25 protein-coding genes are annotated in these 23,381 nt (G+C 48.7%); 5 read left to right on the top strand and 20 right to left on the bottom strand.

Annotated elements, in window-relative coordinates; genetic code table 11:
- Nucleotides 1-557 precede the first annotated feature (557 nt).
- The 12 genes from ybgF to aspS all read right to left on the bottom strand — a co-directional run bounded on the left by ybgF (nt 558) and on the right by aspS (nt 10,580).
- Complete coding sequence (gene ybgF, locus AC4PME_RS10785; protein WP_119500821.1) at nt 558-1,373, bottom strand: tol-pal system protein YbgF; 816 nt, start codon at nt 1,371-1,373, stop codon at nt 558-560.
- 22 nt (nt 1,374-1,395) lie between these two features.
- On the bottom strand, nt 1,396-1,962 hold the full coding sequence (pal, locus tag AC4PME_RS10780; protein ID WP_119500820.1) for a peptidoglycan-associated lipoprotein Pal: 567 nt from the start codon (nt 1,960-1,962) through the stop codon (nt 1,396-1,398).
- A gap of 36 nt (nt 1,963-1,998) precedes the next feature.
- The gene (tolB, locus tag AC4PME_RS10775; protein ID WP_491045883.1) at nt 1,999-3,354 is read right to left on the bottom strand and encodes a Tol-Pal system beta propeller repeat protein TolB; all 1,356 of its coding nucleotides are present in this window, start codon (nt 3,352-3,354) and stop codon (nt 1,999-2,001) included.
- A 5-nt stretch (nt 3,355-3,359) separates the two neighbouring features.
- Nucleotides 3,360-4,172 carry a cell envelope integrity protein TolA gene (gene tolA, locus AC4PME_RS10770; RefSeq protein WP_491045832.1) on the bottom strand — a complete coding sequence of 271 codons (813 nt, stop codon included), beginning with the start codon at nt 4,170-4,172 and terminating at the stop codon, nt 3,360-3,362.
- Between the two features lie 6 nt (nt 4,173-4,178).
- Complete coding sequence (gene tolR, locus AC4PME_RS10765; protein ID WP_119500818.1) at nt 4,179-4,604, bottom strand: protein TolR; 426 nt, start codon at nt 4,602-4,604, stop codon at nt 4,179-4,181.
- Between the two features lie 19 nt (nt 4,605-4,623).
- On the bottom strand, nt 4,624-5,304 hold the full coding sequence (gene tolQ, locus AC4PME_RS10760; RefSeq protein WP_119500817.1) for a protein TolQ: 681 nt from the start codon (nt 5,302-5,304) through the stop codon (nt 4,624-4,626).
- Complete coding sequence (ybgC, locus tag AC4PME_RS10755) at nt 5,294-5,701, bottom strand: tol-pal system-associated acyl-CoA thioesterase (RefSeq protein WP_119500816.1); 408 nt, start codon at nt 5,699-5,701, stop codon at nt 5,294-5,296. The genes tolQ and ybgC overlap by 11 nt, the downstream gene beginning before the upstream one ends.
- 434 nt (nt 5,702-6,135) lie before the next feature.
- On the bottom strand, nt 6,136-7,140 hold the full coding sequence (gene ruvB / locus AC4PME_RS10750) for a Holliday junction branch migration DNA helicase RuvB (RefSeq protein WP_119500815.1): 1,005 nt from the start codon (nt 7,138-7,140) through the stop codon (nt 6,136-6,138).
- Nucleotides 7,141-7,152: 12 nt separating this feature from the next.
- A complete protein-coding gene (gene ruvA, locus AC4PME_RS10745; RefSeq protein WP_119500814.1) occupies nt 7,153-7,770 on the bottom strand; it encodes a Holliday junction branch migration protein RuvA in 618 nt (205 codons plus the stop codon).
- Nucleotides 7,771-7,857: 87 nt separating this feature from the next.
- Nucleotides 7,858-8,376, bottom strand: coding sequence for a crossover junction endodeoxyribonuclease RuvC (gene ruvC, locus AC4PME_RS10740; RefSeq protein ID WP_491226086.1), 519 nt, complete (start codon nt 8,374-8,376; stop codon nt 7,858-7,860).
- A complete protein-coding gene (nudB, locus tag AC4PME_RS10735; protein ID WP_491045835.1) occupies nt 8,373-8,810 on the bottom strand; it encodes a dihydroneopterin triphosphate diphosphatase in 438 nt (145 codons plus the stop codon). Before nudB ends, ruvC begins: the two co-directional genes overlap by 4 nt.
- Before the next feature lie 6 nt (nt 8,811-8,816).
- The gene (aspS, locus tag AC4PME_RS10730; RefSeq protein ID WP_491045836.1) at nt 8,817-10,580 is read right to left on the bottom strand and encodes an aspartate--tRNA ligase; all 1,764 of its coding nucleotides are present in this window, start codon (nt 10,578-10,580) and stop codon (nt 8,817-8,819) included.
- Here aspS and AC4PME_RS10725 point away from each other — a divergent pair.
- Both AC4PME_RS10725 and AC4PME_RS10720 read left to right on the top strand, forming a co-directional pair.
- Entirely contained in the window at nt 10,579-10,734 is a 156-nt protein-coding gene (locus AC4PME_RS10725) for a hypothetical protein (protein ID WP_349585476.1), read from the top strand. The genes aspS and AC4PME_RS10725 overlap by 2 nt on opposite strands.
- A gap of 26 nt (nt 10,735-10,760) precedes the next feature.
- Entirely contained in the window at nt 10,761-11,663 is a 903-nt protein-coding gene (locus tag AC4PME_RS10720; protein ID WP_491045837.1) for a DUF72 domain-containing protein, read from the top strand.
- Between the two features lie 108 nt (nt 11,664-11,771).
- On the opposite strand, the gene AC4PME_RS10715 is transcribed toward AC4PME_RS10720, so the two are convergent.
- From AC4PME_RS10715 to AC4PME_RS10680, 8 genes are all read right to left on the bottom strand, one after another.
- Nucleotides 11,772-13,112, bottom strand: a complete 1,341-nt coding sequence (locus tag AC4PME_RS10715; protein WP_119500809.1) for a sigma 54-interacting transcriptional regulator — start codon at nt 13,110-13,112, stop codon at nt 11,772-11,774.
- Nucleotides 13,109-13,702, bottom strand: a complete 594-nt coding sequence (locus AC4PME_RS10710) for a hypothetical protein (RefSeq protein ID WP_491045838.1) — start codon at nt 13,700-13,702, stop codon at nt 13,109-13,111. The genes AC4PME_RS10715 and AC4PME_RS10710 overlap by 4 nt, the downstream gene beginning before the upstream one ends.
- Nucleotides 13,702-15,102 (bottom strand): sensor histidine kinase, encoded by a 1,401-nt coding sequence (locus tag AC4PME_RS10705; RefSeq protein WP_491045884.1) that lies wholly within the window; start codon nt 15,100-15,102, stop codon nt 13,702-13,704. Before AC4PME_RS10705 ends, AC4PME_RS10710 begins: the two co-directional genes overlap by 1 nt.
- A gap of 98 nt (nt 15,103-15,200) precedes the next feature.
- Nucleotides 15,201-15,473, bottom strand: coding sequence for a calcium-binding protein (locus tag AC4PME_RS10700; RefSeq protein ID WP_119500806.1), 273 nt, complete (start codon nt 15,471-15,473; stop codon nt 15,201-15,203).
- A 200-nt stretch (nt 15,474-15,673) separates the two neighbouring features.
- Nucleotides 15,674-17,746 carry a putative bifunctional diguanylate cyclase/phosphodiesterase gene (locus AC4PME_RS10695; RefSeq protein ID WP_491045839.1) on the bottom strand — a complete coding sequence of 691 codons (2,073 nt, stop codon included), beginning with the start codon at nt 17,744-17,746 and terminating at the stop codon, nt 15,674-15,676.
- A gap of 53 nt (nt 17,747-17,799) precedes the next feature.
- Nucleotides 17,800-18,246: a tellurite resistance TerB family protein gene (locus AC4PME_RS10690; RefSeq protein ID WP_119500804.1), complete on the bottom strand. Its 447-nt coding sequence runs from the start codon at nt 18,244-18,246 to the stop codon at nt 17,800-17,802.
- Between the two features lie 93 nt (nt 18,247-18,339).
- Nucleotides 18,340-19,989 (bottom strand): ATP-binding SpoIIE family protein phosphatase, encoded by a 1,650-nt coding sequence (locus tag AC4PME_RS10685; protein ID WP_491045840.1) that lies wholly within the window; start codon nt 19,987-19,989, stop codon nt 18,340-18,342.
- Between the two features lie 21 nt (nt 19,990-20,010).
- Entirely contained in the window at nt 20,011-20,316 is a 306-nt protein-coding gene (locus AC4PME_RS10680) for an STAS domain-containing protein (RefSeq protein ID WP_491045841.1), read from the bottom strand.
- Nucleotides 20,317-20,554: 238 nt separating this feature from the next.
- On the opposite strand from AC4PME_RS10680, the gene yciH reads away from it, so the two are divergent.
- The 3 genes from yciH to pheA all read left to right on the top strand — a co-directional run bounded on the left by yciH (nt 20,555) and on the right by pheA (nt 23,176).
- Nucleotides 20,555-20,878: a stress response translation initiation inhibitor YciH gene (gene yciH, locus AC4PME_RS10675; protein ID WP_119500801.1), complete on the top strand. Its 324-nt coding sequence runs from the start codon at nt 20,555-20,557 to the stop codon at nt 20,876-20,878.
- Between the two features lie 54 nt (nt 20,879-20,932).
- The gene (locus AC4PME_RS10670) at nt 20,933-21,733 is read left to right on the top strand and encodes a response regulator (RefSeq protein WP_491045842.1); all 801 of its coding nucleotides are present in this window, start codon (nt 20,933-20,935) and stop codon (nt 21,731-21,733) included.
- A gap of 255 nt (nt 21,734-21,988) precedes the next feature.
- Nucleotides 21,989-23,176, top strand: coding sequence for a prephenate dehydratase (gene pheA, locus AC4PME_RS10665; RefSeq protein WP_491045843.1), 1,188 nt, complete (start codon nt 21,989-21,991; stop codon nt 23,174-23,176).
- Nucleotides 23,177-23,381 lie beyond the last annotated feature (205 nt).

The following is a 23,381-nucleotide window of genomic DNA, read 5'->3' as shown; positions in this document are numbered from 1 at the left end:
AGCGACCAATTGATTAAAAGTCAACTGCTCTACCAACTGAGCTAACGACCCTTTCGCCTTTCTGCGTCACCACTCTGTGGCAACGGCGGCATATAATACTCAGATTCTGAGGCAGTGCAACCTTAAATCCGGATTTATTTTCACTTTTCTCGTTTTTCTTGTTCAAACGGTCAAAATGAAATCAAATCGTACAGTATTCCCCCGCTTTTCGGAGAGTTATTTTGAATTTAACCCTGCCGGACAGATAAAAATGTAGCATCCAGACGCAAAATTGCAGTGGGATTTGCCTGAATTTTTTCTCATCTTTTAAAAAAATTTTGTGCAACTGCCGGATTATTCACCAACTTTCTCAAAATAATTTTAATTATTTTTGAGACGCCGGCAACAGATGGTTATTTTACGTTCTCAACATCACACTTCGCAGACAAATTTGCAGTGAGGAATTTAAGTTCACCACCGCTAACTTTTGTTTTTCCGTATAAAAAACAGGCAGGCGTATTTTACGCAGAATTTTGCAGGCAATAAAAAACCTCCCGGAGGAGGTTTTTTTAATCAGCTTATAATCCGGATAAACGGGACTGGGCAAGTTTGGTGGCGGATGAATCAGGATATTCATTGACCACTTGCTGAAACAGGCTTCTGGCCTGTCCTTTGTTGCCCTGTCTTTCTGCTATCACTCCAAGCTTAAGTAATGCGTCAGGTCGTTTGGGAGAGTCTGAGAAGCGATCAATAACAATATTGAACTGTTCAGATGCATCAGACCACTTTTGCTGATTAAACAACAACTGCCCTAACCAATAATGCGCGTTAGGCGCGTATTCACTGTTTGGATAAGATGACAGGAAAGACTGAAAAGCCGGAATGGCTTTGTCGTATTCTCTGGACTTCAGGATCAGATTGACCGCAGCGTCATAGGCATCACTCTCACTCTCTGCGCTGGCCGGTGCCGGTGACTGAGGTTTCGACGGTGCTGGCTGAGACGGCGCAGGTGATGAATAATCAGAAGCTGAACCGGATGCACTGCCCACACCAGCCTGCTTTAACGCTTCAACACGCTTGTCAATTTCCAGATACAACTCGCGTTGGCGCTCAAGCACTTTCTCAAGTTGATTGGTGTGCACTTCAACAGCCCCGCGCAACTCGTCAATTTCACCCTGCATGGTGTCGAGTTGTTGCTGCAAACGGTGCTGCATTTGCGTGCGGCTGTCTACCATTCGTTCCAGTACAGTGATGCGTTGCTCTAACGTGCTGGAGGAATTGCCTGAATTAGCCGTTTGCTGCGAGCTGCTGTTACCGACATCATAAACAGGTGCCTGAGCTTGCGCTGCGGCTGAAATACAAAGGGCGGCACACATGGTGACGCCCTGAATCATTGGTTTAACCAAAGCTTAACCCTTATTGGTAAACTACGATACCACGACGGTTTTGTGCCATCGCGTATTCAGTTGACCCCATAACTGCTGGCTTCTCTTCACCGTAAGAAACAGTAGAGATTTGGCTGCTGCTTACACCTGCGTTCATCAGGTAAGTTTCAACAGCTTGTGCACGACGTTCACCCAGAGCAATGTTGTACTCTGGTGTACCGCGCTGGTCAGTGTGGCCTTCGATAACCACGTTTTGATTCGGGTTGTTTACCAGGAACTCAGCGTGTTTATCCAGTAAAGCCTGGAATTCTGCTTTAATCGTTGCACGGTCGAAATCAAAGTAAACGGTTTGCTCTTTTTTCAGCGCCGCTTTCTGCTCTTCAACCATTTCCTGCTGACGTTGCATGCGGGTAGCAGCTTCTGCCTGTACACGCGCTTGTTCAGCTTCACGAGCCTGACGTTCCGCTTCTGCCTGCTCCTGGGCAACACGGTTACGTTCAGCGGCCAGTTCTTCTTCAGACGGGCCGGAAGAACAAGCCATCATAGTCACCACTGGCAAGGCAATAATGAAGCTTTTCATCACTTTATTCATTTGCATCCTCTTAATCCTTATATTTATTTGTGTATATCTGTTTTAAAACAAAAATGGTGACCAACTCGGCGACTTCACTTGTCCATTTGTGGCTGGTAACCTGGCTTTAAAGCGCCCGTCTAAAGACACCAGAGATAAAACCTGTGTGCCATTGTGAAGGGTACTGTAAATAATCATGCTTCCATTCGGCGCAATACTCGGAGACTCGTCCAGAAAGGTCTTCGTCAGTACTTGTATTCCGCCATTTTCCAATCCAAGTTTAGCGATACGGTAATCACCCCGTGTGCGATTTACCAATACCATTTGTTTACCGTCAGGTGTAATGGTACCGCCAAGATTCTGTTCGCCTTCAAATGTAAGGCGTCTAACCTTACGAGAAGATAAATTTACGCTATAAATCTGAGGTTTACCACCCCGTTCCGAGCTAAATGTTAAGCTCTTGCCATCCGGTGCCCAGGCCGGCTCCGTATCAATGGCACGATTTCGCGTAATGCGCTGTAAATTTTTCGTCGCAATATCCATCACATAGATTTCCGGGTTGCCATCTTTTGACAACACCATTGCCAGACTTTTACCATCCGGCGAGAAAACCGGGCTGCTGTTGATGCCGGGAAAATCCGTCATCTTTGTGCGCGCCATGGTGTAAATATCCTGGATAAAAATCTGCGGACGTTTGTTCTCGAAACTGACATAAGCCAGTTTCTCACCGTCAGGCGACCATGATGGTGACATTAACGGCTCAGGTGAAGACAATAATCTCGTCTCATTTTCACCATCATAATCTGAAATAACCAGCTGGTACGGCAGCTTTTCTTTATTTCTGTCACGCACCACAACATACGCTAAACGGGTGAGGAACGCACCGCGTTCACCTGTCAATTTTTCGTAAACCACATCACTGATGCGGTGAGCGTACTGACGAAAATCCGCAGAGCCGATTACCGACTGGCGGGCATCAATCACATGATCGGCACTGTCAACCAGCTTGCCATTGCTCATACCCTGACTTTTGCCGCCGGTAACCTGGCCACGCAACACATCAATCAGCTCAAATGATACTCTGTATCTGTCAGCCCCTTCCGGTGCCACGCTGCCCACGACAATGGTGTCCACACCGGTAGCCGCCCAGGCACTGTAATTAACCTGCTTATCGGTTGCCGGCTGCTGTGGCATTTTAGCAACGGCAATCGGGTTAAACTTGCCACTGCGCATTAAATCTGCCATCACCACTTCGGAGATGTTCTCCGGCATCTGGCCGGCCCCTTCCCATTTAAACGGGACAACACCTATCGGGCGCGCACTGTCTACCCCTTCAGTGATCACTATTTCCAATGCCGCCTTTGCCATACCACTAGCGCTTAGTATGACAAGACCTAATAACATCCTGATTTTTTTCATCGTCACTACAGTCTCACCGTTATGTTTATATCTCTTATTTGTTCGTACACAGCCGGATCATCCGACATAGGCAACTTATCCGGCCGGCGCACGGCTGCTTCTGCTGCACGGCATAACGCATCATCACCACCCAGGCGTTTAACCTGAGTCACGTAACCTGACGTTGCAAGGCGAATATTCAGACGACATTCTTTACCCTTAAAGCTGTCATCTGCATACAGGAAGCTTTGCACCTTAGAGGTTATCAACGCCCGGTAGCGATCAACTTCAGACATCACTTGCTTCCGGCGACGCTGAGCCTGAGCTGCGCGTTCAGCTTCGGCTTTCTCCTGCAAAATCCTTTCCTGTTCTGCTTTTTCACGGGCTTCTTTTGCTTTTCTTTCCGCGTCGGCTTTTTCCTGTGCCTCGCGCTGCTTACGTTCCTTCTCCTTTTGCGCAGCAATACGCTTAAGTTCCTGCTGCTTTTGACGCTCAGCATCTTCGCGGCGCTTCTTATCTGCCGCTTTCTTTTCAGCTGCCTGTCTGGCCGCCTGCTCTTCTTTCCGCTTGCGCTCCTGAGCGGCTGCTTCTCTGGCTTTACGCTGACGGGCATCGGCTTCCGCCTGAGCCTTCTCAGCTGCAGCCTGTTCAGCACGCTTCTTATCGGCAATAGCCTGCGCGTCAATGAATGTTGCCTGAATGACAGGCGCATCACTGTTGCTTACAGGCTCGAAAGGATCGGGCGAAAAACTGACGCTAATTAGCAACACTACAGCAATCGCCACGTGAACGCCAATGGCTTTAGCTAATGCCTGCTGATTAGAATTTAATTTACGCATACTTTTTTATGATTCGTCCACCGGGTCTGTCATCAATCCCACTGACGGCACCCCTGCTTTTTGCAGCAAGACCATCAACTGAATCACTTCGTTATATGCAACCTGTCCGTCCCCTTTCACCACCACCGGCGTTTGCGGTTCAGACTTTAATTTTTCGGCCACCAGTGCAGTGAGTTCCTGCGTACCCAGCGGGGTTTCCTGGTCGTTGCCAACGTTCAGGTAATAGTTACCCTGTACGTCCACCGAAGCGATGAGCGGCGGTGTATCTTCCTGCTCAATCGGCTGGGCGCTGGCTTTCGGCAATTCCACCTTCACGCCCTGGGAAATAAGCGGCGCGGTAACCATAAAAATGATCAGCAGTACCAGCATCACGTCAATATAAGGCACCACGTTAATTTCGGATACCGGACGACGCCGTTTACGAATGTACATAATCAGTCTCCGGAGATCGTTACTGTGGCTGTGCCGTCATCGCCTGACGGTGCAATATGGCAGAAAACTCTTCCATGAAATTCCCGTAGCTGTTCTCCAGTTTCTCAACTTTATGGCTGAAGCGGTTGTAAGCGATAACTGCCGGAATAGCAGCAAAAAGACCGATAGCGGTTGCAATAAGGGCTTCTGCAATACCCGGCGCCACCATGGCCAGTGTGGCCTGCTGCACTTCACCCAGTGCAATAAATGCATTCATGATGCCCCATACCGTACCGAACAGACCGATATAAGGACTGATTGAGCCGGCAGTCGCCAGAAAGGGTAAACGGCTTTCCAGCTCTTCCACCTGACGGGACATAGATACACGCATTGCACGGTAGGTACCGTCAACAATGCCGTTTACCGCAGTGTTACCTTTGCGCAGACGCACAAACTCTTTAAAACCGGCGCAGAAAATATTGGCCATCCCTGTTACATCAGAACGGGCGGATAATTCCTGATAAAGACGGTTGAGATCTGCGCCTGACCAGAATTTGTCTTCAAACTGGCGCATTTCTTTATCTGCTGCATTCAATGCTTTGGTACGCTGAAAAATAAACGTCCAAGAAGCCACTGACACACTGAGCAGCAACAACATAATAAGCTGAACGACAAAACTGGCCTGAAGGAACAGACCGATAAAGGTTAAATCAGATTCCACTAGCTAAATCCCCTGATAAAGTGGCTGGTAATTTCCGTGGCTTCATTGCCACAGGGTCTACACATGCAATTTTTATGTCCGCCGACACTAAACAGTTGTCTTGCGGATCTTTTATTTCTTGTCTGAAAGTCAAACTTGCGCCCTTCAATTCTACAATTTGCGATTCAATACTCAACAATTGATTAAATCTGGCCGGCGCATGGTTATGCATTTCAACCCGTTTGACGACAAAGGCTATGGATTGTTCCATCAACTTGTCCTGTTCGTAACCCAGTGATCTCAACCACTCGGTTCTGGCCCGTTCCATGAACTTCAGATAATTCGCATAATACACAATACCGCCGGCATCTGTGTCTTCGTAATAAACCCGCACCGGCATGGTATGTTTTGCAGACATGCAATACTCCACTTTTAAAAATGTAATGAAAACGTCATAAAGAAAAACTTACCCGGGAACTCACCAAATGGTCCATTTATGCCGTTGAAACGCTTTATTTCTGCGGTAAAAACAAATTCTACGGCAAGCCATTAACAGCAACTTAACACATTAGATTTTCTAATAGAAAAAAATAATTTTCCTCAATTGTCAGGTTCAGAAACTACTCTATAATGCGCCCATCTGTCGAACAGAGTGAAGCGGTTCTGGAACGGTTTCACACGAGTTTTCTCCTGATTGACATGAGTTCCCTGGATTTATTTCCTTCAACACTTGTTGTTTTAGCCCGTTCAATTTGAGCGGGCTTTTTTTATGCCCGAAAGAAAATATCATAAATAGCAGCAGAAAGAAGACATGGCCGGCCAGTGAGTCACTGACCGGCAAGAAAAGATATTTTAGCTTTTTGGTTCAAATCCGAAATGCAGGTAAGCCCGCTGAGACACAATACGGCCTCTCGGGGTGCGCTGAAGGAACCCCTGCTGAATAAGAAACGGCTCAATGACGTCTTCGATGGTTTCCTTTTCTTCCCCGATTGCGGCTGCCAGATTATCAAGCCCCACCGGACCTCCGTCGAATTTATCGATAATGGCCGTCAGTAGTTTTCTGTCCATGTAATCAAAGCCTTCTTTATCCACATCCAGCATATCCAGCGCTTTCGCTGCAATGTCTGCATGTACTTTTCCGTCGGCTTTAATTTCTGCATAGTCTCTGACACGGCGAAGCAAACGGTTTGCGATCCGCGGCGTCCCCCGGGAGCGTCGCGCCACTTCCTCAGCACCGGCGGCATCCATATCCAGATTCAGATAACTGGCGCTGCGCTGAATAATGGTAGTGAGATCTTTGATATTGTAAAACTCAAGACGTTGCACAATACCGAAACGGTCACGCAGAGGAGATGTCAGAGAGCCGGCACGGGTAGTCGCCCCCACCAGCGTGAACGGTGGTAAATCCAGTTTAATGGAGCGGGCAGCCGGGCCTTCACCTATCATGATATCAAGCTGATAGTCTTCCATAGCCGGATACAGGATTTCCTCTACAACAGGGCTCAGACGATGAATTTCATCAATGAACAACACATCATTTTTTTCAAGATTGGTAAGCAGTGCTGCCAGATCGCCGGCCTTTTCCAGCACCGGACCGGATGTGGTTTTAATATTCACGCCCATTTCATTAGCAACAATATTTGCCAGCGTGGTTTTTCCTAATCCCGGAGGACCAAAAATGAGCAAGTGGTCAAGGGCATCATCACGATTGCGCGCCGCCTGAATAAAAATTTCCATCTGTTCACACACATGGGGCTGACCCGTGTAGTCAGCCAGCATTTTCGGCCTTATGGCACGGTCGATAACTTCATCTTCGGTGGTGGCAGCCGGCGCTATAAGTCTGTCTGCTTCAATCATCACTTATTCCCGTTAAATCGCAGCTTTCAAAGCTTCGCGGATAAGATTTTCACTGTTCATGCCATCCTGATAAACCGAAGTAACCAGTTTATTTGCCTGAACCGGCTTGTAACCCAATGCCACCAGCGCGCTCTGCGCTTCTTCTTTCGCATCATTCACCGGAACAATCGTATCAGCCGCTTTATTTTCCATATCAAACGGAATGTCCACTGCCTGCTGCTTACCGAATTTGGCCAGCCGGTCTTTCAGTTCAACCACCAGACGCTCAGCGGTTTTCCTGCCAATACCAGGCAAACTGACCAGTGCGCTCACATCTTCATTTTGCACGCTGATAAGAAATTGTCCGGCCGACATGCCTGACAGGATAGTCAGACCTAATTTTGGCCCCACGCCGTTAGCTTTGATGAGTTCGCGGAACAAACCCCGCTCCATTTTATCGGCAAAGCCAAATAAAAGCTGGGCGTCTTCACGCACAACAAAGTGGGTATAAACAGCTACGTTTTCGCCGACAGCAGGCAACTGATAAAAACTGGTCATCGGCATTTGAATTTCATAACCAATACCATTCACATCTATCAGCACTTCAGGGGGCTGCTTTTCCAATAATCGCCCTTCAATTCTTCCAATCATTTATTTTGATAACCAATTTAGTTGCCGGACTATGGTGCCGCCTGTTTTCGCCGGCACGTGGCTCCCAAAGAGCCTGTCAGCACAGATTCAGCGCAGGCGGCGACGGACGGTTTTACTGGCCTGTCCCGCCATGTTAATCAGGCTTTGTTCCGTGTGTGCATGGCACAGTGCTACGGCAAGGGCATCGGCCGCATCGGCCTGAGGCGTTCCCGGCAAGCTCAGCAAGTGTTTTACCATATGCTGTACCTGGGTTTTCTCCGCACTCCCCTTTCCCACAACCGCCTGTTTGATTTGTCTGGCCGAATATTCAGCCACCGGCAATTCAGACTGCGTAGCGGCCACAATGGCAGCCCCTCTTGCCTGCCCGAGCTTCAATGCAGAATCCGGGTTTTTCGCCATAAAAACCTGCTCTATGGCAAATTGCTGCGGCGTGAATTCACGTATTACTTCACCCACACCTGCAAATATCTGCGCCAGCCGGTCAGCCATGACATCGCTTTTTACACGGATGCATCCGCTGCCCAGATAAACAATTTTGCCCTGTTTTCTGGCAATCACACCATACCCTGTTACACGGGAACCTGGATCTATACCCAGTATAATCATCTTCGGCACTCCGGCACAAATGCTTCTACTGCATCACGGTTTGAAGGTGACCATAATTTAGCCAGGGCATCAGGTTTGTCCAGCCATTCAAACGCCAGATGCTCAGTTAACACAAGCTCACTGGCCGAGGAGATACAGGCACTGAAGACATGCTCAGTATTGAAACGGGTACCCTGCGGGTAACGGTGCAGCCAGCGGCGGCGGATTTCGTAGCGGTTAATGTGAGAGCAGTCATTAAGCTGCTGGGGAGTCAGCACGATGCCTGTTTCTTCGGCGACTTCTCTGACGGCAGTTTCAGCAGGAAGCTCACCGGCTTCAACAGTCCCTGTCACAGATTGCCAGAATGAAGGGTCATCATTGCGTTGTAGTAACAATATGCGGTGGTGCTCATCATAGAGCACCACCAGCACAGATTCCGGTCGCTTTAACGCCATCCGGAATTATTCAGCGTCTTTCTTAACAGTCGCAATAGCCAGTTCCGCCAGCGCTGCCGGATTCGCAGGGCTCGGTGCATCTGTCAGCGGGCATGCAGCCGTGGTGGTTTTCGGGAATGCCATTACGTCGCGAATTGACGTTGCACCGGTCATCAGCATCACCAGACGATCCAGACCGAAAGCAAGACCAGCATGGGGCGGCGCGCCAAACTGCAGAGCTTCTAACAGAAAGCCAAACTTGTTCTGCGCTTCTTCTTCATCGATACCCAGGATGCTGAATACCGCAGACTGCATGTCCTGATTGTGAATACGCACAGAACCACCGCCCAGCTCCACACCGTTCAGTACCATGTCGTAGGCATCTGAAATCGCTTCAGCCGGGTTCGCTTTGAGCTCTTCAGCGGTCAGGCCGCGGGGTGCCGTGAACGGATGGTGACACGCAAACAGCGCGCCGTCCGCTTCTTCGAACATAGGGAAATCAACAACCCACAGTGGTTTCCAGTCACCTTCCAGCAATTCGAAATCTTCACCCAGCTTCAGACGCAGTGCGCCCATGGCTTCAGTTACTACATTTTTGCTGTCCGCACCGAATAACAGAATATCGCCCGCCTGTGCGCCGGTACGCTGTAACAGCGCATCGGTAATATCTTCAGACAGGAATTTCAGAATGGGTGATTGCAGACCTTCCTGACCAGGCTTGTCTTCATTCACTTTCATCCATGCCAGACCTTTAGCACCATAGATACCGACGAATTTAGTGTATTCATCAATCTGCTTACGGGACAGGCTGGCACCGCCGGGGACACGGATAACCGCAACACGGCCTTTCGGATCGTTGGCCGGACCGGAGAATACTTTAAACTCTACGTTAGCCAGCAAATCAGCCACATCTACCAGTTCCAACGGGTTACGTAAGTCAGGCTTATCACTACCGAAACGCTGCATCGCTTCTGCGTATGTCATACGGGGGAATTCACCCAGGTCCACGTTAAGCATTTTCTGGAACAGATCACGGATCATGCCTTCGGTAATAGACATTACGCCATCAGCATCGAGGAAGGTGGTTTCCAAATCGATTTGAGTGAATTCTGGCTGGCGATCAGCACGTAAGTCTTCGTCACGGAAGCATTTTACGATTTGGTAATAACGATCCATGCCCGACATCATCAGCAACTGTTTAAACAGCTGGGGAGACTGCGGCAGCGCAAAGAATTCGCCTTTGTGGGTCCGGCTTGGAACCAGATAGTCACGGGCACCTTCCGGCGTAGCTTTCGTCAGGATTGGAGTTTCAATATCCAGGAAACCTTCTTCTTCCAGGTAACGGCGAACAGCACCGGTAACACGGGCACGGAACTTCAGGCGGTCGCTCATTACCGGACGACGCAGGTCGAGGTAACGATAGCGCAGACGTTGTTCTTCAGAGTTTTCCTGGTTCCAGTCCAGCGGCAGTACCGCAGACTTATTGATGATTTCCAGCCCAGTGCCCAGAATTTCAATTTCACCGGTACGCATTTGTTTGTTGATCTGACCTTCAGGGCGGGCACGCACTTTACCGGTCAGCTTCACGCAGAATTCATTACGCAGTTTATTGGCTACGTCCAGTACTTCCGGTAAGTCGGGATCGAATACCACCTGCACGATGCCTTCGCGGTCACGAAGATCGATGAAAATAACGCCGCCTAAGTCACGACGCTTGTTAACCCAACCACAAAGTGTGACTTCCTGGCCGGCGTAAGATGAATCAATATTCCCACAGTAATCTGTGCGCATGGTCCCTGAACCTCTGGTAATGTGTTGTCTGCCTGGCGATGCTGACTTGCAAGGCGTTGCGGTCAGTGCTTCAATGCAGCCGGACGGTGACTTGTCTCAGTCAGGCAACTATCCGGTTAAGCCTCAGACTTTAGATAAAAATAAGGTCGCATAGTATAAACAAATGCATCGTAAAGCCCAATGACTAAAAGCGATTTCCACAGCCAACTGAACAATTCTCTGCCACCTGTGTACATTGGTGTGCCACAGTGGCAACACAGCCGCTGGCCGGGGGACTGGTTTAACGATGCCGGAGCAAGAAAAAACGCCCTCGGATATTATGCAAAGCAGATGAATTCAGTGGAAGGCAACACCACCTTCTATGCCCTGCCCTCAGCGGACACTGTGGCAAGGTGGATAGAGCAGACCCCGCAGGCCTTCCGCTTTACGTTTAAAGTCCACCAGACCATCACTCACAGCGGTGCACCGGACCCGAACCACCCTGATATTGAAAAGCAGTTGTTGCTGCTGGCACCGCTTAAAGAGCGGCTGGGCATGCTGATGTTGCAACTGCCCGCCAGCACCGGCCCTGACAGTTTGCAGGCCATTTCCGCCATGTTGCAGCAATTTCCGGCAGACATACCTCTTGGCGTTGAAGTACGCCATCCGGCATTTTTTGATAAAGGCGGCGCGGAACAACAATTTAACCGCATGCTCATGGAACAGAAGGTAAACCGGGTCATTATGGATTCACGGGGATTATTCGCCGGTCCGTCCGACAGCGAACTGACCACAGAGGTACGGATGAAAAAGCCCAGACTGCCGGTGAATGTGATTGCGACATCCACGGCACCGGTTGTGCGCTTTGTGGGTGGTAATGACGATGCCGCCAATACCCGCTGCTTACAGCCCTGGATAGGAAAATGCCATGAATGGCGGCTTGAAGGCCGCACACCATACATGTTCTTTCATAAACCGGAAAATGGCGATGCGCCCTGGCTGGCAGCAGAATTTATCGACAGTTACAACGCCTGCTATCCTGATGCAGCATTGCCTGCTCTGACTTTCGCACCACCACCTGCTGAGCAAACTTCTTTGTTTTGAAAGATTAAGAACCGGGTTGCAGAGAGGAAATAAATATCCGCACTCTGCTCATTTAACAGAGTGCGGCGGGACATTATCAGAAAATAACGTTGGTGAAATTACCGGCTTTTAGCGGAAATCGCCGGCATCAAGCTCATGTTTTTTCATCAGCTTGTGCATATCGGTGCGGTTACGACCAGCCAGCTCGGCGGCACGGGTAACGTTACCGTCGGTCATTTTCAATAATTTGTGCAGATACTTCTGTTCAAATGCATCACGGGCTTCGGTCAGTGTCGGCCAGCTCTGGCGGGTAGCTGACAGCGCCTGCTGCACCAGATGCAGCGGGATCACCGGCGTTTGTGTCAGCGCCACACACTGCTCTACCACGTTAACCAGTTGCCGCACGTTGCCGGGCCATTCTGATTTCACCAGTAGCTGCATGGCATCATCAGAAAATTGCGTCACATTCACACCGTGACGCTGACCGCTTTGCTGGAGCAAGGTACGGGCGAGCAACGGAATGTCTTCGCTACGTTCTTTCAGGGAAGGCAGTTTCAGATTTACCACGTTAAGACGATAGTACAAATCTTCCCGGAAGCTGCCCTCTTCCATTTCTTTATGCAAATCTTTGTGTGTTGCAGAAATAATACGTACGTCGATGTCTACGTGTTTGGCACTGCCCACAGGCCGGATTTGACGCTCCTGCAACGCACGCAGCAATTTGACCTGTAACGTCATCGGCATGTCGCCAATTTCATCAAGGAACAAGGTGCCGCCATCCGCCTCACGGAACAAACCGGGGTTTGCATGCACCGCACCGGTAAAGGCGCCTTTTGCATGACCAAACAATTCTGACTCCAGCAGGTTTTCCGGCAATGCACCACAGTTAATGGCAATAAACGGCTTGTCACGGCGGTTACTGGCACGGTGAATAGCATTCGCCAGCAACTCTTTACCGGTACCGCTGGCACCACTGATAAGCACACTCACTTCACGCTGGGCAATACGGAAAGCCTGGTCCATCACACTGGTCATTTCCGGTGCACGGGTAATGATATCTTTGCACCACTCTTCCGGCTGAACAGATAGAGACTGACTCAGGGCTTTTTGCAATAACTTACGTAATTCATCGTGATCCACCGGCTTAGGCAAAAAGCCGAACACACCACGCTGGGTTGCTGCAACGGCGTCAGAAATCGTACCGTGGGCTGTCATCAATATCACAGGAATATCCTTACGGACGCCCATGATTTCTTCAAATAAGCTCAGACCATCAAGGCCGGGCATACGTAAATCTGACAACACCACGTCGTAGTCATCACTACGAATTTTGCGTAATGCCGCCTGACCATCTTCCACCGCCGTGACCTGATATCCTTCACCTTCAAGGCGAATGGTCAGCAGGCGTAGTAAACTTTTATCGTCGTCAACGAGCAATAATCTGGCGTTTCGCGCTCCGGATTCATTCATCGCTGCGTACTCCTGTTTTTATCCATCAGCGTTGCTTCAACTTTAAGCAACTCTTCCATCTTCTTTGTTTGTGATTCCAGTTCTTTTTCAAGCATCTGCAACTGCTTTTCTTTATCGGTGTTCACACGGTTTAAGATCACCATCGCCGATTCAAGCTCAAGCATTTCATCGTTGGGGGCATCAACAATAGTGGCCACCACGGTTTGCATATCCGGCGTCAGCTTATCCTTCACTTCGGTCAGCCAGTGCCGGGCACGAAGGCGACTCTGATAAGGGGTGTCTACTGGCAGTGATAAAATGATTTTTTTAATTTTATCCTCTGTGGAATCGGACAACCCGGCGATAGCATCTCTGCGTACAGGCCAGCGGGTATTGTCGGCCTGAACCCACAGGTTCACCCAATAGAGCAAATCGCACTGGTGCTCAAAAGATTCTGTGTCTTTTTCTACCAGACAAAGGGAATCACTCTCCACCAGTTGCGGTGCGACCGTATTTTCCTCGACCGGAATAACTGGTGCAGACTCATTCCCTTCTATCGCTGCACATCCACCCAGCATGGCGGCCAGTGGCAGCAATAATTTGATTTTCATTAACGTTTTTCCTTCTGCGGAATGCTTACTCTAAAACAGACATCGGCATAATCTACATCAACAACCGCCACATCGCCGTGCATCAAACGGGCACAGTCTGAAACAATGGACAGGCCCAAACCCGTACCAATGACATTGTCGTTTCTTGGATCGTCACCCCGGGTAAACGGTTCAAAAAGTTTACCCACTTTTTCCGGCGGAATCTTTTTCCCCCGGTTAGCTACATCGAGTACTGCTACCTCCTCCTGTTGGTAAATTCTGACGGAAATAGGTCTGCCTACTGCACCGTGTGCCACAGCATTCGATACCAGATTATCAAGTATACGACGATACAACTCCTCGTCGACACTAATGGTTTCTACTGTTACATCCACAGTAACCTCACGGTCCTGCAGTGCCAGGGCGTAGTCTTCAATACAATCTCTGACCGGATCCTGCGGATTAATGTCCGTAAATTTGGGTTCAGCCTGCTGCAGGAGCAGGTTGTAATCCAGTAGCTTTTCTACCAGCGTATTCAGGCGCTGGGTACTGGAACTGAGCAAAGAAAGTACTTCGACCTGCTGGGGATTCAGCTCACCGACAACATTCTCAGAAAGCAAACTACACCCTTCTTTAATGCTTGCCAGCGGCGTTTTAAGTTCGTGGGCGGCATGTCGCAAAAGTGCAGTGCGGATATGTTCAAGCTGCTGTAAACGTTCCGCCAGCCAATGAAGATCTCTTTCTACCCCAATTAATTCATAGGGTGCCTTCGTAGACAATGGCGGCAACTCACCACGCTGATGGGCGAGGATCTGAATGATTTGCTTGAGCTTGCGCACCGGATTTACAATCAACTGGCTGCCGAGCAAAATCAGCAACAATGACACACTGACCAGCAGCGCCGTCGACCATGCCTGCTTGGCCTGCATATCAGTCATGTCTTCCTGCTGCACAGCCAGACGGGTTTGAATAGCCTTGTCCACGTCTTTGCGGATGGCTGTAACACCGTTACTTAATGAAGCGAGATACGCATTCAATAAAAGCTGATCGTTAATAGTGCGGAAATTTCGTAATTGCTCAATTTGCTTTTTCAGCAGCCCGCAATTTTCACTCGCCGGAACGATACCGCAGAGCTTGCTTTGTGCGCTGGCAAACTGTGCAATTGCATTGTCAGTTAAATCGGCGACGGTGGCATTCTGGATAATGGCGTACTGACGGAGGGTACGTTCCAGATCGATGGCAGCACCGTCCAGATTTTGCAGGTAGCCCACGACCGTCACGACGAAACGTGTCTCTTTGGTGGTCATCCTGCTGACTTTGGCAAGATCGCTCTGGCTTTGCCAAAGCAGTGCTATAAGGGGAACCAGCGCAAGTAAAAAACTACCTAACGTAAGTTGTCTGAGGGAACCAACTCGCAAAATTCGATCACTAAATGAAGTCCGGTTTTTCAGGATCGCATACCCCTTTCAATGCCGCAATAGATGATGGCACCAAATACCCTGTGCCATCGTTAAAAAGATTATTTAGCAGATGCACGCATGCTGAGCAGTTCTACTTCCTCGCTGGCTTTCAGTTCGTCAATGCTCAACTGACCGTCTGCATTATCGTCAATGCGACTGAAAAGGCGTAACAAACGGGTATCAGCAACAGCCTCTTTCAGGGAGATATAACCGTCCTGGTCTTCATCCAGTTCAGATAGCCATGCTTCACCGGCATTGGCCTCAGCAACAGCGACAGCCTGAACAGCAATAATGGTGAATAACAATAAAAATACTTTCTCAATTCGCTTCATAACAACCTCCTGTGCTCGCGGGTTGTGAGCGGATGTAAAGGACTGAGACCCGTCCGGTTATACAGAAGCTCACGTTAAGCAGGAGTTTGCACAAGTAGTGCCAAAATACCACTAATCAACAAAATCAGTAACTTGTGATTACACACTACGAATAAGAAGTTGCAGGTGTTGCAAATTATCTACACTGGCGGCGCAAATTTTTATCCCTGCGCCGCATCCGGAGCATTTAATAAATGCAGATAATTCTGGTCGATAGTCAGCAGTTTGGAGAGAGGGACAGGTTTGCTGAACAAGTACCCCTGAACATGATCACAGCCATGCTCAATCAGATACGCCCATTGACCGGGGTGTTCTATACCTTCGGCACATACGGTAAGTGCCAGCCGTTTAGCCAAATCAATGATGGTACCGGTGACCAGACGGGAGCGCTCAGAGGTGTCCAGTTCACGGATAAACTGACGATCAACCTTAAGCGTATCGATGGTGATTTGTGTGAGGTAACTTAACGATGAATAGCCGGTACCAAAATCATCCAGAGAAATAGCACAACCGAGATTGCTGAGACGCTTGAAGAACTTATCAGCAAAAGCAAAGTTTTCCAGGTAGGCGGATTCGGTGACTTCAAATTCGAAATACTCAGGATTCACCTGATAACGTTCGAATAACCCGTAGATATCGTCGAACAAACCGGTGTGGCGTAAATCGTGGCCGGACAGATTGATTGCGACCTTAAATTTACGGGAGATCAGCATTTGCAGATCGGGCAGTTCCATACATACCCGTTCAATCATCCACTGGGTGATGGCCGATATTTTGCCGCCCTGCTCTGCAATGGGAATAAACTCTGACGGCATCACCAGACCAAATTCAGGGTGCTGCCAGCGTATGAGCGCCTCAAGGCCGATAATTTCACCCTGCTGACTAATTTTGGGCTGATAGTAAACCAGAAATTCATCCTGCCGGATGGCACCGTCAATGCTGTTAGCAATAGACATTTTACGCTTGTACGATTCAACCATATCGATGGTGAATAACGTGTAAGTTCCGCGACCTTTCGCCTTAGAGCGGTACATGGCAAGGTCAGCATTACTCATTAACTGACTGAGCTCGTACTCCGCATCACTGGCTCTGGCAATCCCCACACTGACACCAACGGTCAACGCCAGACCTCTCAACATGAAGGGTTCGGTAAATGCGCTGACCAGTTTATCCGCCAGGTTTTTCAGGCTTGCATCCGACACGTCCCTGTCAGGCACAATGATAAATTCATCACCGCCCAGCCGTGCAATCAAATCGCCTTCCCGCAACAAGTTCACCACACGGTCTGCCACTTCTATGAGGATCAGATCACCGGTTTCATGCCCCAGCGAGTCATTGATCCCTTTAAATCCGTCAAGATCAAAGAAAACCAGTGCCAAATCATCTTTGGTGCGTCTTACACGGGCCAGCTCAAGCCTGAGGTTATCCACCACAAATTGCCGGTTAGGGAGTCCTGTCAGGCTGTCATAATTCGCCAGCCGCATCATTGTTTGCTGCTGTTCCACCAGCGTATCGTTCTGTTCTTTATTAATGATCAGCTCGACTTCGATTGTATCGAGAAAACTGTTGATACTGGTGCCCAGCCTGGCGACCTCGTGATTGTGTTTATCAGAAAATCGCTTTGAGTAGTCTTTGTCTCTGGCGATATCACGGGTAAATTCGATCAGGGCCTGCAGGGGTCTGAGCAATCTGCGGCTTACCAGCAGCGCGACAATCACGGTGAGAAAGATGGTGCCGGCAAGCCAGGGAATGACAGAGAAAAATAATGTCTTCTGCGACTGCGCCAGCAGCCCGTTCATATCACTGACCATCACCACTTTGCCAGTCAGATAAGGCTCTTTACCGATATTGGCTACGGCATACATAAGTCCGTCAGCCACCTGAATACCGGCTGGCAATGTAACAGCAAAGGAGTCACTGGCCAGATTATTCTGTTTAACCGAAGAGGTAATCAGATTTTTTCTTAAATCAAATACAAAAGCCGCAGTGACCTGACGATGTGACAACTGCAGAGCAAGTTCCTTTCGCGCTACTTCGCCATCGATGTCACGGTCACCCTGCGCCGGTTCCAGGCGGGCCGCAACATTCTGCACAAGGGCAGACAACTGCTCCTGCTGCATGGAGGTAACACGGGCTTGCTGCGCGTTCAGCGACACGATGTAGACAACGATTACAGACGCCGCTACTGCTGTAGATATCAGCAACGTCAACGGCAACTTCATGGACCGGAACAAACTAACCTGCCTGATTGTTTACACCAGTCGGACGACTCAGCTATGCAAACTGCTCAACCGGCAGACTGTTCCGTAACGGAAAGCTTTGTTTTAATAAACTGGCTGTGAGGTAAATGTAATAAGTCGGCTATACGTCTGATGGTATGCTCTTCAACAGGAGCAATATTTTTATCGGCATAGGCCACTTCCCATAAGCCCGTTAGAATAGCCTGCTTTTCATCAATATTACACTTTTGATTAATAACATGTGTGAACTGCACCATATCGACCGCTTCTTCTGCCGAAGTCTGACCTTCGTTCATTAATGCGTTCAGCTCATCAGCATCCAGAGAAAACTGCTTTTCCAGCAAGGCGCGGTATGCCTCAAGTTCTCTCGGGTCTGCTTCGCGGTCTGCGCGAATAATTTCACTCAGTAGTACGGCGGTGGCCAGTTCTACTGTATGGGTTTGCGGTTTATCTGACGGGTTATCCCTGAACAAATCAAGTACTGCTTTTAACATGTGATATTCCGGTTTGGACGTTTAACTGTTTATACGCGTTTTCAACCAGAATGTTTCACCCCGTGAGATAAGCAATCAAGCGCCGGCGATAAATTACCGGTCTACAGACAACCGTACCTTCAGTGTGTTGCCGTTACCTGAGTAAGTCACCTGCTCACAAAGCTCGTTGAGTAGTGTCAGTCCCCGGCCAAAACTGTTGTCTTCACCGGTATTAGCCGGCGCGGTATAATCAAACCCCTCTCCGGAATCGCTGATTGTGATATCCAGTGCTGCATCTTTGGGCAGAAACTGAATTAAAAAACTGACCGAGCCTTCCTGCAGTTGTTTAAGTCTGATTTCCCGTGCCTGATAATATTCCAGAAAGCCGTCCGGTGAGGCCTTTAATGCAGAGTCCAGTTTCAGAATGCCATGTTCGAGTGCGTTATTGAACATCTCCGAAAGTACAGTGTATAAATCTGATCGCAGCAACGTCATACCGAGTTGTGAATTAATCATTTCGATAAGCGACGGTACGATATGCTGATTTTTAAGCTCCGCACCGCTGAGAGACAAGCTGATGCTGTAAGGCAGCTCGTTGAGGGTAAAATCATTTTTCACTGTTGCCAGTGACTGACAGGTATACAACACAATAGTCATGTCGTCGGCCTGTTGCAGGTCGCCCCGGTAGTTCACTGCCCTGTCGTGCAAATATTGAGAAGTTACCTTTGCCTGTGCGGAAAACCACTTAATAACGCCCTGTTCGTCAGCCATTTCTCCTGCAGCATTCATCACCTCCATCAGTCCGTCGGTGTAGACCAGTAGCTGGTCTCCCTCTGCCGCTTCGAACACCTCGCAGTCATCTTCAAATTCATCAGACTCGAGGATACCCAAAGCCATATGCCTTGGCGGTAAGGTGCGAACCCGGCGTGTGCCAGCTTCCTTCAGCAATAACTGAGGCATGCCGCCATTCCAGACGGAAAACCGCTTGCCGCTGGCATCGATTTCCACAATGACAGCGGCACAAAACATATCTGCCGGAAGTAAAGATAATAAGGTGGTATTCAGTTTTGCCGCCATTTCCCCGGCAGAGAGACCACGCCTGGCCATAGAACGGAAAGACCGGCTGACAGGCAGCACACCGATAGCAGATGCAAGACCATGACCGGTGAAGTCACCCACCATGAAATACACGCCGCCGGCAGGACTGGCTTCACACAGAAATACATCTCCGTTAAACACCGCCGCCGGTGACAAATCGAAATCGAAGAAAGCGGTGATTTCAGACTTGTTTACAATGGCATTATTAAAAATATGCTCAACAATGGTATGTTCGCGGTCTACATTCTGCTGAAAATACCGTAAGGCACGGTTCTGCATTTCAATTTTATTACTGAGTTGCCGGATTCGCCCGTGAGCACGGATTTTCGCTGCCAGAATCACTTTATCAAAAGGCTTGGCGACAAAGTCATCACCACCCACTTCAAGACAACGGGCCAGACTCTCCTTATCATCCAGTGAAGTGATGAAAATCACCGGCAGATAGCTGTCACCATACATTTGCTTTAAATGGGGAGCGACCTCGTATCCGTTCATCTCAGGCATGATCACATCAAGCAAAATGAGATCAGGCTTAAGCCGTGAGGCCATCTCCAGTGCTTCTGCACCATTTTTCGCTTCGTAGCAGTCGGTATACCCCTCCTCTTCCAGCATGTGCAGAAGCAAAAAGCGGTTCAGCGACTCGTCGTCGACAATCAGAATTTTCATGGCTTTGAGCCTTTCTGCTTATCAGGAAATGGCAAATTTCTTGTCGAACCGGGAGATAGTTAAGATGCGCCCGACCTGAGGACGACAATGGGTAATTTTATATTTCAGCGATTTGTCTGCCAGTGTTTTCTGCATGTTGAGCAACATGCCAAGAGCCGAGCTGTCCATGTATTCCGTTTTGCCCAAATCGACTTCTACGGTTTCAACAGTTTGAGGTAGCGACATGTACGCATCTCTGAATTCCTGCACCTTGCCGAAATCAAATTTATCGTCCAGTTCGATTACCCAGGTGACGCCATCATCAGATAAACCAGCTTCAATTGTCATTCATTCTTCCTTTAATTAAATCTTGTTTAAGCGTAGTCCGTTATTAACCGTTTATAAAACATAAACAACGGAAAAAGCCGGAATCCATTGGGATTTCCCTGTAATATTTCTTATCATTACCTTAACAGGCACACTAACGTACTGAGATGCATGCGGAAATAGCGAAAAGCGCACTGATATTAGACTAAAGACTATATCACCCGTACGGTGCCATACAAACGTAATCAGAGACATACATATGCAAGACTCAAAATTAGTATACAGTACCGACGGTGGGCGTATTCAGGAATCGAAACCACAAATGACCCGCTCATCTTCCAAAGATGGTGTGGTCAGAATCCACCGTGAAACAAAAGGACGCAAAGGTAAAGGTGTGTCCGTTATCCACGGTCTGGACCTGGATGCAAAAGCCCTGAAGGCCTTGTGTACCGAGCTGAAAAAGAAATGTGGCTGCGGTGGCGCAGTAAAAGAAGGCCTGATAGAAGTGCAAACTGATGACCGCGAAAAACTGCGGACTTTACTTCAGGACAAACAATTTACCGTTAAACTGGCCGGTGGATAAACCGAATCCTTACTACAATTAGTCTCATTCAATAGTGACGTCAGGTGAGAAAAAATGGAAAAGCTTTCAATCTCTGACTTGCACATAGTGCTGGTCGAACCTTCAGATACACAACGAAAAATAATTACAAACCTGTTACTCAAGGAAAATGTCAGAGAAATTGACGCTGTCAGTTCGATTAAAGAAGCCCGCGAGGCTATCGAGTCCCACAGTGCAGATTTGGTTGTCAGTGCCATGTATTTCGAGGACGGCACCGCCATTGAGTTATTAAAATTCATTAAAAGTCATCAGGAATATGCATCCATTCCTTTCATGCTGGTGTCCAGCGAAAGCCGTACTGTAAAACTGGAAGAATTTAAACAGGCAGGTGTGGCCGCAATTTTGCCCAAGCCTTTCGAACCGATTCACTTGTCCCGTGCCCTGAACGCAAGTTTAGATTTGATTAACCACGATGAGCTTGAACTGGAATTGTTCGACGTGCATGAAGTCCGTGTACTGCTGGTTGATGACAGCCGTCTGGCCCGCAATCATATTCGCCGGGTGCTGGAAGGAATGGGTCTGAAGAAGATCACTGAAGCAGAAAACGGCGCCATGGCCCTGACGCATATCAAAGATGCCGAATTTGATCTGGTCGTGACAGACTACAACATGCCGGAAATGGACGGCCGTGAATTATCTGAATTTATCCGCTTTAACCCGGAGACTGCGCATATCCCGATTATCATGGTGACATCTGAGTCTCAGGACAGTATGCACATGGCTAACATTCAGCAAACCGGGGTTAATGCCCTGTGTGATAAACCCTTCGAACCTAACGAAGTGCGGGCTATGCTGGCGGCACTTTTAGGCGAGTAACCGGTAAACCCCGGTGCTGTTAGCACAACCGGCACTAAGATTGAAGATGAACGGTGATAACGACCGGTGCAAAACTGTATAAAACTATTGACACTCACCGGTCATCGTCATAAAGTCGGGCATATGAAAACGAATATAAAGCACACTAACGCATTCTTTTTTGGTTTTATCACCTTCATTTGAGGGAGGATGCGCTGTGTGTATAAACCTCCCGCACGGGAGGTTTTTTTTTGCCACGAATACGAGTGTAGAACTATGTCAGAACCCGCTTTAGACGCAATACGAAAACGCATTACCGAACTGGACAGCCAGTTATTAACCCTGCTGGCCGAGCGGCGTCAGCTGACCAATGAAGTAGCAGAAACAAAAATCCGCCACCACATTCCGGTGAGAGACGTTAAACGGGAAGAACAACTGCTTATCCGTTTAATCAAAGAAGGCCGGAACGCTGGCCTGGATCCCCACTACGTCACCCAGATTTTTCACGTTATCATTGAAGACAGTGTACTGAATCAGCAAGCCATGCTGGCCGAGCGGGCAAATCCCGGCAGCAGCCTGCCGCTTAACCGTGTCGCTTTTCTGGGCGATAAAGGGTCGTACAGCTATCTGGCAACACAAAAATATTTCTCCCGCCGGCCCGGTGAACTGATGGAAATGGGCTGCCAGAGCTTTGCTGAAATTGTTCAGAAAGTAGAAAGTAATGAAGCTGATTACGCTGTACTACCCATTGAAAACACCAGCTCAGGCAGCATCAATGAAGTTTATGACCAGTTGCAACACACTCACCTGAGTATCATTGGTGAACTTACCCACCCTGTCCGCCACAGCTTACTGGTAGCTAAAGACACCAGTCTCAGCAAAATTAAAACCTTGTATGCCCACCCACAGGTATTTACTCAGTGCAGCCATTTTCTCGCGGAACTGGGCAATGTTGAAGTGAAAACCATGGATGCCACCTCTTCAGCGATGCTGACTGTCAGTGAGTTACAACGTGACGATGTGGCCGCTATCGGCAGTGAAGCCGGCGGAAATCTTTACGGATTAATTGCTATTAAGTCTAATCTGGCAAATCAGAAAGAGAACCACAGCCGCTTCTTTGTTGTATCCAGAGATCCGGTAAAAGTACCGTTACAGGTTCCGGCTAAGACCACGATTATTATGTCTACGGTACAGAAGCCGGGGGCTCTCGTTGAAGCACTGACAGTGCTCAAAGACAACCAGCTTAATATGACCAAACTGGAATCACGGCCGATCACGGGTAATCCCTGGGAAGAAATGTTTTACATCGACTTCGAAGGAAATCTGGAAGACGGACCGGTACAGAATGCCATTGAGAGCCTGAAAAAGATGACCCGCTACCTGAAAGTGCTGGGTTGTTACCCCACTGAAGAAGTCAGTCCGACAAAAGTAGCCGCCGCCAGCGCGCTCATCGACAGCGAGTAATCGCCAGCCTTTAAATCAGCCCCGTGCAGGGGCTGATTTGCCTTTTCCTCTCATTTCTGCGACCATGCGCCGCGATTTTTACTGCGTTTTTTTCTGCTGAAGTTCAGCATGCTATCTATTTGATACAGAAAGCTTTCAAATTCACTAAATAATAATTAAGCGTCATCACACCCGTTTGACTTCAAACGAAAGTGAGCCAAAACAC

The sequence above is a fragment of the Alteromonas sp. genome, assembly GCF_984505615.1.
This window is presented reverse-complemented; position numbering and strand designations above follow the sequence as displayed.